Raw genomic sequence first — 13,638 nt, forward strand, 5'->3', positions numbered from 1 at the left:
GCGCGCGGGGCCGGGCCGGGCCTGCGCCCAGCCCGGCCCCCGCCGTCGTACCCCTAGAACACCTTGCCGGGGTTGAGGATGCCGCGCGGGTCGAAGAGGGCCTTGATGCCGCGCTGCAGCTCGTGCTGGGTCTCGCCGAGCTCGTCCCGGAGCCAGCGGCGCTTGAGCAGGCCGATGCCGTGCTCGCCGCTCAGCGTGCCGCCGAGCGCCAGGCCCAGCGCGAAGAGCTCGCTCGCGGCCTCCCACACCACCTCGGGCACCTCGTCGCCCGGCACCACGAAGGTGGGGTGGAGGTTGCCGTCGCCCGCGTGGGCGGCCGTGGGGATGCTGAGCCCGAAGCGGGCCTCGATCTCGCGGATGCCGGCGAAGGCCTCCGCGAGGCGGTCCTTCGGCACGGCGACGTCCTCGACGAGCAGCGTCCCGCCGAGCCCCTCGAGCGAGGGGAAGAGCTCACGGCGCAGGGCGAACAGCTTGTGCGCCTCGTCCTGGTCGGCGGCCACCGAACACGCGGCGCCGTGGCGGGAGAGGATCGCGGCGATGGCCTCCAGCTCGGGGGCCCCGGCCACGCCGTCGGTCTGCACCAGGAGGTAGGCCTGCGCGCCGGGTGCCGCGTCGGTGCCGGTGTGGGCTGCCAGCGCGTCGAGGCTGGGGCGGTCGAGCAGCTCCATGGCGGCGGGCACCAGGCCGGCCTCGCTCACGTCGGCGACGGCGCGGGCCGCCTCCTCGAGCGAGCCGAAGGCCGCGCCGAGCGTGGGCGTGGGGCCCGTGACGGCCGTGAGGAGCTTGAGGGTGGCCTCGACGATGACGCCGAGCGTTCCCTCGGAGCCGATCATGAGCGCCGTGACGTCGTATCCGGTGACGCCCTTGACGGTGCGGTGCCCCGTCTCGATGACGCTGCCGTCGGCCAGCACCACCTTGAGGCCAAGCACCGCCTCGCGCGTCACGCCGTACTTGGCGCACAGCAGGCCGCCGGCGTTCATGGCGATGTTGCCGCCCACCGTGGAGATGGCCTTCGAGGCCGGGTCCGGCGCCCACCACAGGCCGTGCTCGGCCAGCCGCGCGTTGAGCTCGGCGTTGATCACGCCCGCCTGCACCACGGCGAGGCGGTTGGCGGCGTTGATCTCGAGGACCTCGGTCAGCCCGGAGAGGTCGAGGACCAGCTCGCCCGTGCCGGCCAACGCGCCACCGGCCAGGCCCGTGCCCGCGCCGCGGGTCACGAGCGGGACGCCGTGGGCGTGGGCCACGCGGCAGGCCGCCTGGACGTCCTCGACGCTCGCCGCCAGGATCACGGCGGTCGGCAGCCCGGGGACGCGTTGGCCGGAGCGGTCGAGGGAGCGCTCGCGCAGCAGCTCCGGGTCGGTGCTGACGCGCCCGGGCAGGGCGGCGTGCAGCGCCTCGAGGGCCGCGGCGTCGGGGCTCGCGTCGGGCGTGGCGGGGCTGGCGGGCTGAGTCATGGCGCTCCGGGGGTGGGGAATCGGGGTGATCCCCACCACATTAGCGACCGCTTGGTCGGTTATCCCACTCGCGGCGGCGTGACAGGCTGGTGTCATGACGACCCCACGCTTTGTCCTCGAGCTGCGCGAGAAGATCGGGAACGCCCCGCTGTGGATGCCCGGCGGCAAGGGCGTGGTGCTGCGCGCCGGTGCGGACGGGCCGGAGGTGCTCCTCGTCCAGCGCCGCGACAACGGCCGCTGGACCGTGCCGGCCGGGATCCTCGAGCCGGGGGAGGAGCCGGCGGACGGCATCGCCCGCGAGGTGCTCGAGGAGACCGGCGTGGTGGCCAGGCCGCTGCGCCTCGTGGGCGTGCAGACCACGCAGCCCACCGAGTACCCCAACGGGGACCGAGCCCAGTACCTCGACGTGGTGATGGCCCTCGAGGCCGAGGGCGGCGAGGCGCGCGTCAACGACGACGAAAACCTCGCCGTGGCCTGGCGCCCCGTGGCCCGGCTGGACGACGTCCCGCCGCTGCACCGCCGCGCCATCGAGTGGGCCCGCAGTCAGGACCCGCGCTACGCGGACGGCGAGAGCACCGGGGGCGGCGCCTACTTCGTGCACGACGGCGCGGCGAAGCGCGCCTGAGGCGCGCCCCGCGCCTCACCCGGCCGCCCGCCGTCGGGCACCCGCCCCGGCACCCGGGCGCGCGCCGTTGGCCACCGGTCAGCGTCCCCGCCGCCCGCCGTCGTGCCTCCCAAACAAAAATGCGTGCCGTGCGCCGTGAAGACCAGCGTCTTCACGGCGCACGGCACGCATTCTCGGCCGGGCCGGGGGCTCAGTCCTCCTCGGCTGCCGCGCGCGTTGCCTTGCGGTCGGCGATGAGCGTGTCGCGCACGGTGCGGCGCAGGATCTTGCCGATGAGCGACTTGGGCAGCTCCTCCCACACGAGGTAGCGGCTGGGGCGCTTGTACTCGGTGAGGTGATCGTGGGCGGCGGCGCGCGCCAGCTCGACGTCGAACTCGGCACCCTCCTCGAGGGTCACCACGGCCGTGACCACCTCGGCCCCGCCGCCGCGCGGGAGGCCCACCACGGCGGACTCTGCCACGCCGGGCACGGTGTTGATGACCTGCTCCACCTCGGACGGCGAGACGTTAAACCCGCCCGTGATGATGAGCTCCTTCTTGCGGTCGACGACGGTGACGAAACCGTCCTCGTCCTGGACCACGAGGTCGCCGGTGCGCAGCCAGCGTCCGGGCAGCAGTGCGGCCTCGGTGTCCTCCGGGCGGTTGAAGTAGCCGTGGAAGACCTGCGGGCCGTGGATCAGCAGCTCGCCCACCTCGCCGAGCGCCACCTCGTTCTCCGGATGCTCGGGGTCCACGACCTTGATGTCGGTGGAGGGGAAGGGGATGCCGATCGCGCCGATCTTGCGCACGTCGGAGAAGGGGTTGGCGAGGGCCACGGGGCTCGTCTCGGTCATGCCGTAGCCCTCGTTCAGCATGGAGCCCGCCAGGTCCTCCCAGCGCTTCACGATGGCGGGGGTGAGCGTCATGGCGCCGGAGATCGAGTAGACGACCTGGCTGAGGTCCAGCTCGCCCTGCGCCGCCACGCGGGCCAGGCGGTCGAACATGGGCGGCACGGCGGGGATAAAGGTCGGAGGGAACTTCTTGGCCGCGGCCTTGATCAGCTCGGGGTCGAAGGTGGGGAAGAGGACCGCGCGGGAGCCGGTCTCCACGGAGTAGATGACGCTCAGGAGCACGCCGAAGGAGTGGAACATCGGCAGCATGCCGTAGATGCTGCCGGCGCCGTGCTCGAAGTCGGGCATCCACGCGGCGCCCTGGCGCGCGTTGGACCAGAGGTTGCCGTGCGTGATGATGGCGCCCTTGGGGGTGCCGGTGGTGCCGGAGGTGTACTGCAGGCACGCGATGTCGTCCACGGTGGGGCGCGGGTGCGAGGCCGGGAGCGGCGCCGTCTTCTCCAGGGCCGTGAACGGCAGGGTGCCCGGCGCCTTGGCGTGCAGCTTCTCGCGGGACTCACGGGCCTTGGCGATGGGCAGCGAGAGCGCCAGGCGCATGGAGAGCGGCATGGAACGTGTGATGTCCACGGCCACCACGGTGCGGATGCCGAGCTCGCCCGGCAGCGACTGGATAGTGGGGGCGATCTTGTCCCACGCGATCACGGTCTGCGCGCCGTGATCGCGGAACTGCACCTCGAGCTCGTCGCGCGTGTAGAGCGGGTTGTGCTCCACCACCACGGCGCCCAGGCGCAGCACGGCGTAGAACGCGACGACGTGGGCGGGGGCGTTGGGCATGATGAGCGCCACGCGGTCGCCGGCGCCCACGCCGAGGCCCTTCAGGCCCGCCGCGACGCGGGAGACGAGCTCGCCCAGGCGGGCGTAGCTGAGGGTGTTGCCAAAGAAGCTGATGGCGTCGCGGTCGGCGTACTGCTCCACGCGCTCGTCCAGCAGATCGCTCAGCGAGCCGGTCGCCACCTCGATGTCCACGGGGGTGCCCGGGGCGTAGAAGCGGTTCCATTCGCGGTTCTCGTTCACATGCACCGGGACATCTTACTTCGTGGTAGCCAGGGGCCGCGCCGGGGCAGCTGGCAGGATGCGCTCATGGCCCCCTCACCCGGCGTTTCCGAGACCCCCGATCTGCCCCAGCTCGCCGCCCGCGCGGAGGCCTGCGTGCGCGCCGCCGCCTCGGCTCCCGTGCTCGGCGAGCTCGCCGGGCTGTACGCGGCGCTTGCCGTGCGGCTGGGCGAGCGCCTGGTCGCGGAGCGCGCGCAGCTGGCGCTGCCTCCGGAGGGCCGGGAGCGCGGCACGCGGGCCGAGGGGGAGGCGGACACGCGCCTGGTCGCGGATCGCCTCGTTGACCTGCACGACGACGCGGCGCGCCTGCTGGGTGCCGCGCCCCTCCTGGGCGCGGGGCAGGAGGCGTTCGCCGCGTGGCGCGGGCAGACCGCGGCGCTCATCCAGGCGTCGTCGAGCCTTGAAACGAGCCTGCGCCAGGCCGTGGCGCTCGGAGCCGAGCGGCTCGACGCGGCGGAGTTCGCCGAGGTGCGGACGCGGGCGGGGATCCTCGAGGCGGCCCTGCGCTCCGGCGGGATCGAGGCCGGACGCGCGCTCGCCGCGGCCGAGGACGCCCTGGCCGGCGGGCTGCCGGCGCCCGCGGCGGCCGTGAGTCGGCTCGCGGAGGCCCAGTCCGACACGAGCGAGGCGCTCGACGACGCCGTTGACCACGTGTTCCTCGCGGCGTTGGAGCGGCCGCTGGGCAGGGACAAGCGGCCCGGGGTCTTTGCGCGCCGGGCCAGGCGGGAGTGGGACGCGGAGCGGGCTGCGCGCCGGGCCGCGCTCGTGGCCTTCGACGCCGCGAACCGGCGCTGGCCGGCCGCATCGGCCGCCGCGGACCTGCTGGACCCCGAGGCCGAGGCCGGCGGGAGCCTCGACCTCGTCTCGCCCGCGTCGGTGGCGCACTGGTGGGCCGAGCTGCTGGCGGCGGAGCCCCGGCGCTAAGGGAGCGCCCCGAACTGGCTCCGGGGCCCGGCGCGTGTGAGCATTGCACCCCATGGGGATCAACCACGACCGGATCGCGCTGCTCGACCGCGCCGCCGCGACGCTGGGAGCCCTGCATCACGCCGCCGACGAGCGCGCGGCCGGAGTGGCGGGGCTCGGCAAGGGCGCCCTCGCGGGGCGAGCCGCCTCCCTGCGCTCCCGCCTGGAGCGCCGCATCGACAGCGCCACCGTGCGCCTGGCCGAGCTGCGCGCGGACCCGAAGCCGAGCGACGCCGCCGTCTACGGCCTGGCGGAGCGGGCGGAGAACATCGCCCTGCAGGCCGAGCGCCTGCGCCGGGCCGTCTCCCTCGCCGCGCCCGGGCCGCTGGATCCGCGGGTCTGGGAGCTCGAGGCCGCGGACGTCATGGAGGCTCCCGCGCGGCTGCAGGCCGTCTTCGAGGCGGCCGAGGTGCGCGCCGATGCCGGAAGCGCTGGGCTCCTCGCGCGCGCCGGGCGGCTGCGGGACGAGGTGGCAGCCGCGGGAGAGCGCGCGGTGGAGGGCTCGGCACAGGACGCGAAGGGAGCCGCCCTCGAGGCCCTCGCCTCGGCCCAGCGCGCGCTCTCGGAGTTGTTGCAGGAGGCGGCGCGCACGCAGCTCGCACCGCTGCTGGGCTGGGTGCTGCCCCGCGACGAGGAGGCCGCCAGGTACACCATCACGGGGGTGGAACTCACGAGCGCCAAAAACCTCTTCCCGCCCAGCGCCCAAGCGAGCCTGGCCCTGATCCCGCGCCGAGGCGAGGAGTCCCTCCTGACCCCGCGCGCCCTGCAGGCCTGGTGGGCCGAGATGGACAACAAGTGGATGCGGCACGAGTACCGCCTCGCCACGCAGCGCCAGCGGCCGCTCGATGCGGTGGAGAAGCTGCGCCGTCGGCGCGGTCCGCTCGCCGCGGCCGAGCTGGAACGGCGGCTCAGGGATCGGGACGCGGGGGAGGGCTACTTCTATCAGCCGACCCAGCTCACGACCCGCGCCCGCCTGCGCCGCACCGCGCACGCGGACGCCGTGGGCCGGCGCTCGCCGCACCTGCGCCGCCGCCGCGCGGTGTTCTGGGCCGTGTTGGTGGGTTCGCTGATGGTGGGCGCTGGCGGGATCGCGCTCCCGATGCTCGGGGCCCCGCCCGAGTTTGTCCTCTTGTTCTTTGTCCCCGTGTTCGCCCTCCCCTTCCTCAACGCCTACGGGCGGCCGCCGCGCGGCGCGGGCGTGAGGGAAACCCGGCGCCGGCGGGGTCGCCTCGCCGCCGCGAGGCGCCGGCTCTCGGCCGTCGTCCTCGACGAGGACGGGACCACCCTCGACGCCGTGCTGGCCGCCTCGGCGGGCCGGCTCGCCGACGCTTCAGGCCCCGAGGACGGGGTCCCCGGCCTCCCGGCGGCGGGTGCGGCGCTCGCCGAGGAGCGCTCGCTGCGTGCCGTGGCGGTGCAGGCCTGGCGCGAGCTGGACCGGGCCGAGTCCCAGGCCCTGGCGGTGCATCGGACGCAGGCCTTCGCCGAGCGGCTCAAGACGCTGGGGCACCTCGTCGACGCGATCGGACGCCGGGACGAGGCCCTGGCCCTTGCGGCGGAGCAGACGCTGGCTATGCCGGCGGACGACCTCGCCTGAGCGGCCGGCGGCAATCCCCGGCACCCGGCCGAGGACGCGTCGTGCCCGCCGGATCGCGCTGGGGCGCCGCCCCGTGCGAGTCAGGCCAGCAGCGACCTGGCCCGCGAGGCCAGCTCGTCCTCGCGCTCTCGCAGGGCCTCGACAAAGGTGGAGGCCCTGGCGACATCGGCGGCGTGAGGCCGGCCCGCGCGCTCGCCACGAGGCCGGGAGGCCAGCTCCTCGAGGCGGCGCAGGGCGAGCAGCTGTGCCCGCACGCGCACGCGCCGGTCCTCCAGCTCGGGGTCACCGCTCCTGGCCTCGGCCGCTGTGGCGGAGAGGAGGGCCTCGTCCTCGGCGGTGAACAGGCCGCCCAGGCGGGCCCGCGTGGCCTCGAGCGCGTCGTCGTTCTCGCGGCGGGAGACGCGCTCCGGCCGGCGGCGGCCGATGAGCCAGAGCACGAGCAGCGAGAGTCCCGAGACCGCGAGCACCACGAGGGCCCCGAGGCCGAAGCGGACGGAGGCCGACTCCGTCCAGGCGGGCTTGCCGAGCGCGCCCGCCAGGTCCTGCTTGAGGTAGTACACGGCCCCGTAGGGGATGAAACGGGGGCGTTCAACGCTCACGCTCTCGGAGGAACCGGTGAGGTACTCCCCGCTGAGGCGCGGGGCCGGGGTGGGCCCCCAGGCCAGGCCCAGGTCGCGGTACTCGCCCTGCCCCACGTCGCGCACCACGATGAGCAGCACGTCGGGGAACAGGTCCCCGGTCGCGGGGTCGACGAGGTCGGGGCGGCTCGCGATCGCCGTGCGCACGGCCTGGCCGCGATCGCGGGAGGCGAGCAGCTCGAAGCGGCGTCCTGAGTCGTACTTGCTGGGGGTCGTTTCCCTCACGATGTCCTGCGCCGGGTCGGCGGGCAGCACGGCCACGGAGATGCGCCAGGGGATGAAGGCGCGCACCTCGTCCGCGTCCGATTGGGCCTGGGCCAGCGTGGGCCAGCCCTCGCCCTGCGGCAGGTCGGCGAAGCTGACGGGGTGCACGCGCCCGCGCTCGCCCACGGCGCTGATGACGGCCTGGGTACCCCAGATGATGCCGGCCAGCGCCAGGAGCGGGACGAGGAGCGAAACGCACCCGAAGCGCGAGCCGCGCCGACGCAGCCCCTCGCGCGCGGCCGGCGAGGCGAGCTCGTGCTGCACCCGCCCGGCCGGGGTATCCAGCTCGGCGGTGCGTTCCTGCACGAAGGCCTCGACGCCGCCGATGCTGAGGGCCGGGGCGTCCTCGCCGCGCGCCAGGGCGGAGAGCAGGGGCGCCTCGTCCCGGGACCAGGACTCGTCCCTTGCCGCCTCGCGCGCGGACGCCGGGTCGGTCGCGAGGAGCGCGGCCAGCGGGGCCAGGGCTTCGTCGAGGAGCGTCGAGGCCTCGCCTGCAAGCGTCCCCAGGGCGGCGAGGCTCGTGGCGGCGGCCGCGGGGTGGGCCGGTTCGTCGCTCTTCGCCCCCGTCTCGGCCCGCGTCCCGGGACGCAGGGCCAGGGCCTTGGTGCGGAGGGCATCGAGGCGTTCGACGATCGGGGCGAGCGCGCGTGCGGTTCCGGCGGACTCGCCGGCCAGCGCCTCCAGGCGATCGGGAGCTTCGATCACGGGGCGCGCTGCCCGGTCCCAGGCGTCGAGCGCGCTCGCGCCGCCGGAGAGGAGGGCCAGGCCGTCCTGTACCGCGTCGTCCGTGCCGTCCAGCCGCTCGGCCGCGCGCCGGAAGGCGCCGGCCTGCTCCGCCGAGAGGTCGCCCGCGGTGGGGAGGGCCCGGGGCAGCTGGGGGTATAGCTCGTCCTCGCGGCGCGTGAGCTCGAGCGACTTCTCCCGCACGCGGCCAGCGAGCCGCAGGAGGGCGCCGCGCAGGTTCTTGGGCCCCTGGCCGCCGACCTTGAGGTCACGCAGCGCGGCTTCGTTGAGGGCCGTGGCCTCGAGGTCCAGGTTCACGGTGGCGAGGTGCCTGGAGCCCACGGCGAGGGTGTGCCAGAGCTCGCGGCGCCGTTCGGCCCGGGCGGCGTGGCGGCGCCACAGGACGAGCGCCGCGACGAGGCTCGCGAGGATGAGGACCGCCCAGAGCACGGGCGAGCGGCCCAGCGCCTGCGCCTGAGCGTCCACCGCCGCGCGGGCCGCGAGCGCCGCGGAGCCGGCCAGCTGCCCCGCACGCTCCGAGGTCTGGAAGGCGTTGAGCACCATGTCGTTGCCGTTGGGCTCGTACTTTTCCTCGTTGTGGGGAACGTCCAGCCAGCCCTTGGCCACGCGCGCCCAGGAGTAGCGGCCATCCACGATGACGGCCACCCTGCCCCGTGGGGGATCCACGCAGGGGCGGGGGTTCTCGCTGCCGCACACGAGCAGCTCGGTGCGCTCGAAGGCCTTGAGCTCGCCTCCCCACACGGCGCGCACCTGGGCCTCGGTGACGGGGCCGCTCGCGATGCGCACGCTCACGCTGGAGGTGGGGATGCTGACGAACACCGCCACGAGGCTGAGCAGCACGGCGAGCCCGAGCGCTCCCAAGGCGGCCCACGGCGCGCCGGCGCGCGGTGCCCTGCTCGGCCCGACGGGCTGCGCCATGTGTCCCCCTGATGGCTTGCGGCCTCCCGCGGGGGCGGGGCGGCTGTGTGTGCCACAGCCTACGACGGCGGGGCGCCCTGGGTCGGGTGCGTTGGCCGGCCCCGCCCCCGGAGGCCGCGCCGGAGGAGGCCCCGGCCGTCGGACCGCACGCAAACGGCGCCCGGCCCCCGCAAGGGGACCGGGCGCCGTCGGGCACTCACGGCGGCGGTGAAGCCGCCTCAGCGATGGATCAGAACTTGCCCGTCATGGTGGTGACGTCCAGCAGGCCGTCCAGCTGATCGGCGGGGACCTGGCCCTCGCCGTCGCCGACGAAGCCGAGCGCGATGGTGGCCTCCTTGACGGTCAGCTTCTCCTTGACGGCCTTTTTGGCGATCTTGGCGGCGTTCTCGTAGCCGATGAACTTGTTCAGCGGCGTGACGATGGACGGGGAGGCCTCGGCCAGGAAGCGGCAGCGGTCCTCGTGGGCCTCGATGCCGTCGATCATCTTGTCGGCCATGACGCGCGAGACGTTGGCGAGCAGGCGGATCGACTCGAGCAGGTTCGCGGCCATGACCGGGATGCCCACGTTGAGCTCGAAGGCACCGTTCGTGGAAGACAGGGCGATCGTGGTGTCGTTGCCGATGACCTGGGCGGCGACCTGGATGGCGGCCTCGCAGATGACGGGGTTGACCTTGCCCGGCATGATCGAGGAGCCCGGCTGCAGGTCCGGGATCGCGATCTCGCCGAGGCCGGTGTTCGGGCCGGAGCCCATCCAGCGCAGGTCGTTGTTGATCTTCATGAGCGAGTACGCGATGTTGCGCAGCTGGCCGGAGGCCTCGATGAGACCGTCGCGGTTGGCCTGGGCCTCGAAGTGGTTGCGGGCCTCGGTGATCGGCAGGGCCGTGTTGCGGGCCAGCTCGGCGATCACGCGCTGCGGGAAGCCGTCCGGGGTGTTGATGCCCGTGCCCACGGCGGTGCCGCCGAGGGGGACCTCGGCCACGCGCGGCAGGGAGGCCTCGATGCGCTCGATGCCGTAGCGGACCTGCGCCTCGTAGCCGCCGAACTCCTGGCCAAGGGTGACCGGGGTGGCGTCCATGAGGTGGGTGCGGCCGGACTTGACGACGTCCTTGAACTCCGCGGCCTTGCGGGAGAAGGAGGCGGCCAGGTAGGTCAGCGCCGGGATGAGGTCGTTGATCAGGGCGTTCGTAGCGGCCACGTGCACCGAGGTCGGGAAGACGTCGTTGGAGGACTGCGAGGCGTTGACGTGGTCGTTCGGGTGCACCTCGGTGGTGGAGCCCTTGGCCTTCAGCGCGCGGTTGGCGAGCTCGGCGATGACCTCGTTGGTGTTCATGTTCGAGGACGTGCCGGAGCCCGTCTGGAACACATCGATGGGGAACTGGTCGTCGTACTCGCCCGTGGCGACGGCCTCGGCGGCCTCGACGATGGCCTCGGCGCGCTCGGCGTCCAGGACACCCAGCTCGGCGTTGGCGATCGCGGCGGCACGCTTGACCTCGGCCAGCGCACGGATGTGCTGGTGCTCGAGGGTCTTGCCGGAGATCGGGAAGTTCTCGACGGCGCGCTGCGTCTGCGCGCGGTAGAGGGCGTTCACCGGGACGAGGACCTCGCCCATGGTGTCGTGTTCAACTCGGAATTCCGTGGAATCAGCCATGGTTCCGATGCTACCGCCCGCGCGAGGCCTCCACGTGCGCTCAGGATCTTCGGTGACGGGCGACGCCCGGGTGAGCACGCGGCGTCGGACAGCGTGCTGCCCTGTCCACGCTGTGAGGCGCGCATCGCGCTGTGAGGCGGGAAAACCCCGCCTCACAGCGCGTTCTTGGCCTCAAAGCCTGGGCTTGAGGACCTGCCCGACGGCGCATGGGCGGCTCAGGCGCGCGAGGGCGCCTCGCGCACGAAGGCCAGGAGCGCCTCGTTCACCTCGTCGGCGTGCGTGATGCCGAGGCCGTGCGGGGCGCCGGAGATGACCACGAGGCTCGAGCCGGGCAGGGCAGCGTGGGCGCGGGCTCCGGAGTACTCGAGGGGCACCATCTCGTCGGCGTCGCCGTGGATGATCGCGGCCGGGACGTCCACCTTGGCCAGGTCCCCGCGGAAGTCCGTGGTGCTGAAGGCCTCCTGACAGCGGGCGATCGCGGTGGGATCCGCGGTCTTGGCCCAGGCGAGGGCCTGCGCCGCGATCTCCTCGCCCACGAGCAGCTCGCCGTTGACGCTGAAGAACGCGCCGGCGATCATCTCGAGGAAGCCGTCGCGGTCGTTGGCGAGGTACTCGTTGGCCTCGCGCCACGCGGCGTCCACGACCGGCCCGTCCGGGTTGTCGGGGGTGTTGGGCAGGAACGGCGGGATGGCCGCGAGCAGGACGATGCCGCGCAGTCGCTCGCTGCCGTGGGTGCCGACGTAGCGGGCCACCTCGCCGCCGCCCATGGACCAGCCCACGAGCGTGGCGTCGCGCAGGTCGAGGGCCTCGAGGATCCCGTGCAGGTGCTGGGTGAGGCGGTCGTAGTCGTAGGCCTCGCCGTGGCTCGGCTCGGACTCGCCGAAGCCGGCGCGGTCGTAGGAGATGACGCGATGACCGGCGCCCACGAGTGCGGTCTCCTGGCGCTCCCAGATCTCGAGCCGCTGCGGCCAGGGGTGGATCAGCACCACGGGGGCGCCCTCGCCGCCCGTGTCCTTGACGCGCAGAGAGATCGTGGACTCGGCGTCCGGAACCTGGACGGTGGTGATGCTCATGCGTGTTCCCCTTGCCGGCCGCGCCTCGCGGCCCTCGCTGTGCTGGTGGTGCCTTTCACCCTAGGCGGCGGGTCGCCGGCGTGGCGAGCGTGGCGCGGGCGCTGCGTCAGGCGCCCTTGCGTGCCGACATCTCGGCGATCCAGATCGGCGCGAACGGGGAGATGCAGCCCGGCGCCACTGGATAGTCCTTGAGCACCTCGAGGCGCTCGCCGATCTCGCTTGCACGGGCCCGGCGGGCCTCGTCCTCGATGCCGATCGTCGCGAGGGCCTGGTTCATGGCCCATTGCAGGCGCTCGGGGGCCTCCTTCATGCGCGCCTCGATCGTGGCCAGGAGCGCGTCGTGGTCGAGTGCTTCCTTGCCCTTCGCGATCGTCTCCGAGACAAGCGCCCAGCCGGCGCTCTCCACGACGGGGTCGGCGTCCGCGAGCCAGAGCTCGCGCAGCGCCGGGGAGTGCTTGGACTTCTTGACGATGTAGTTCACGAACCAGTCCTGCACCTTGGGCAGGGAGGCCTCGCGCAGCATGGCGTCCAGTCGATCCGGGGTGAAGGCCGACGGGCGCACCATGAGCAGGGCCAACAGCCGGGCGTCCGGGGAGCCGGAGGCCCAGAGCTCCTCGGCCAGCTCGGCGTCCTTGCCGAGGCGCTTGGCCACGCCGCGCAGGGCGGTCAGGTTCACGGCGTGCTCGTCGCCGTGGCGCCGGTTCACCGCGAGGACACGCTCGTCGCGCATCGACTCGAGCTCGGCGAGGACGTCGGTGGTGCTCATGCTGTTCCCCCCTGGGCGGTGGCGGTGGCGGGGCGGTGGCGGTGGGGGCCCGCGGGGTCGCCAGGGCCCCAGCTTAAGCGCGGGTGGCCGGGCGGTGCCCGACGGCGGGTGGCCGGCTGGGCGGCGGTGTGCCGGGCCGGGGTGAACTAACCTCAAGCCATGACCGCCTTCCCCCCGGACGCCGCGAGCGCGGCGCTCGCCGCCGACGTCGCCGTCTTCACGTTGCGCGAGGAGGGTCTGTGCCTGCTGCTGGTCCGCCGCGGGGTGGAGCCGTTTGTGGGGGAGTGGGCCCTGCCCGGCGGCTTTGTCTTGAACGGCGAGTCCGTGGAGGCCGCCGCGCGCCGCGAGCTCGCCGAGGAGACGGGCCTGTCCGTGCTGGAGGGCATGCACCTGGAGCAGCTGGGCAGCTACGGCGAGCCGGAGCGCGATCCCCGCGGCCGCGTGCTCTCCGTGGCCCACGTGGCGCTGCTGCCCTTCCTGCCGCTGCCCGAGTCGGGCAGCGACGCGAGCGAGGCGCGCTGGTGGCCCGTGGCCTCCCTGCCGGGCCTCGCGTTCGACCACGCGCTGATCGTGGCCGACGCCGTGGAGCGCGTGCGCGCCAAGCTCGAATACACCACCCTGGCCACGGCCTTCCTTCCCGCCGCGTTCACGCTCGCCGAGCTGCGCGGCGTCTACCAGAGCGTGTGGGGTTCGGCCCCCGATCTGTCCAACTTCCGGCGCAAGGTGCTGGCCGTCGAGGGCTTCGTGGAGCCGACGGGCGGCTCCCGCTCGGCGGGCCCGGGTCGCCCCACCGCGCTGTACCGGGCCGGCGAGACCGCCGAGATCTTCCCGCCCTTCCGGCGCGACGACACCTAGCGCGCGTCCCGCGGACGCGCACCCCGCGGCGCCCCAAGAGCCCGCCCTCCCGGCAGGACGCCGGCCCCGCGCCGTGCGGGCGCCCCTCAGCGCCCGCCCCACGCGCCGTCGTGCGGCGCCGAACCGTGTTCCCCCTCACCCTTGCCATCCATCA

The 13,638-nt window shown here is 74.1% G+C and carries 10 protein-coding genes; 4 read left to right on the plus strand and 6 right to left on the minus strand.

Annotated features, from left to right (window positions below; all coding sequences use genetic code 11):
* Positions 1–53: 53 nt before the first annotated feature.
* On the minus strand, positions 54–1,454 hold the full coding sequence (locus tag DWB68_RS05025) for an FAD-binding oxidoreductase (RefSeq protein ID WP_119424049.1): 1,401 nt from the start codon (positions 1,452–1,454) through the stop codon (positions 54–56).
* Positions 1,455–1,548: 94 nt separating this feature from the next.
* Here DWB68_RS05025 and DWB68_RS05030 point away from each other — a divergent pair, with 94 nt between their 5' ends.
* Positions 1,549–2,079: an NUDIX hydrolase gene (locus tag DWB68_RS05030; RefSeq protein WP_119424050.1), complete on the plus strand. Its 531-nt coding sequence runs from the start codon at positions 1,549–1,551 to the stop codon at positions 2,077–2,079.
* A gap of 190 nt (positions 2,080–2,269) precedes the next feature.
* Here DWB68_RS05030 and DWB68_RS05035 read toward each other — a convergent pair whose 3' ends face one another.
* A complete protein-coding gene (locus DWB68_RS05035; protein ID WP_119424051.1) occupies positions 2,270–3,988 on the minus strand; it encodes an AMP-binding protein in 1,719 nt (572 codons plus the stop codon).
* 60 nt (positions 3,989–4,048) lie between these two features.
* Between DWB68_RS05035 and DWB68_RS05040 the strand changes: the two genes are divergently transcribed.
* Together DWB68_RS05040 and DWB68_RS05045 are read left to right on the plus strand one after the other, a co-directional pair.
* Complete coding sequence (locus DWB68_RS05040; protein WP_119424052.1) at positions 4,049–4,945, plus strand: hypothetical protein; 897 nt, start codon at positions 4,049–4,051, stop codon at positions 4,943–4,945.
* Between the two features lie 52 nt (positions 4,946–4,997).
* Complete coding sequence (locus tag DWB68_RS05045) at positions 4,998–6,578, plus strand: hypothetical protein (RefSeq protein WP_119424053.1); 1,581 nt, start codon at positions 4,998–5,000, stop codon at positions 6,576–6,578.
* 80 nt (positions 6,579–6,658) lie between these two features.
* On the opposite strand, the gene DWB68_RS05050 is transcribed toward DWB68_RS05045, so the two are convergent.
* The 4 genes from DWB68_RS05050 to DWB68_RS05065 form a co-directional block, all read right to left on the minus strand.
* On the minus strand, positions 6,659–9,142 hold the full coding sequence (locus tag DWB68_RS05050) for a DUF5129 domain-containing protein (protein WP_119424054.1): 2,484 nt from the start codon (positions 9,140–9,142) through the stop codon (positions 6,659–6,661).
* 229 nt (positions 9,143–9,371) lie between these two features.
* Positions 9,372–10,790, minus strand: coding sequence for a class II fumarate hydratase (locus tag DWB68_RS05055; RefSeq protein WP_119424055.1), 1,419 nt, complete (start codon positions 10,788–10,790; stop codon positions 9,372–9,374).
* Between the two features lie 215 nt (positions 10,791–11,005).
* Positions 11,006–11,863 (minus strand): alpha/beta fold hydrolase, encoded by an 858-nt coding sequence (locus DWB68_RS05060; protein ID WP_119424056.1) that lies wholly within the window; start codon positions 11,861–11,863, stop codon positions 11,006–11,008.
* Between the two features lie 106 nt (positions 11,864–11,969).
* A complete protein-coding gene (locus tag DWB68_RS05065; protein ID WP_119424057.1) occupies positions 11,970–12,629 on the minus strand; it encodes a DNA alkylation repair protein in 660 nt (219 codons plus the stop codon).
* A gap of 159 nt (positions 12,630–12,788) precedes the next feature.
* Between DWB68_RS05065 and DWB68_RS17120 the strand changes: the two genes are divergently transcribed.
* The gene (locus tag DWB68_RS17120) at positions 12,789–13,484 is read left to right on the plus strand and encodes an NUDIX hydrolase (protein ID WP_119424058.1); all 696 of its coding nucleotides are present in this window, start codon (positions 12,789–12,791) and stop codon (positions 13,482–13,484) included.
* Positions 13,485–13,638: the final 154 nt, after the last annotated feature.

It is taken from the genome of Galactobacter valiniphilus (assembly GCF_003575975.1).
Lineage (GTDB): Bacteria > Actinomycetota > Actinomycetes > Actinomycetales > Micrococcaceae > Galactobacter > Galactobacter valiniphilus.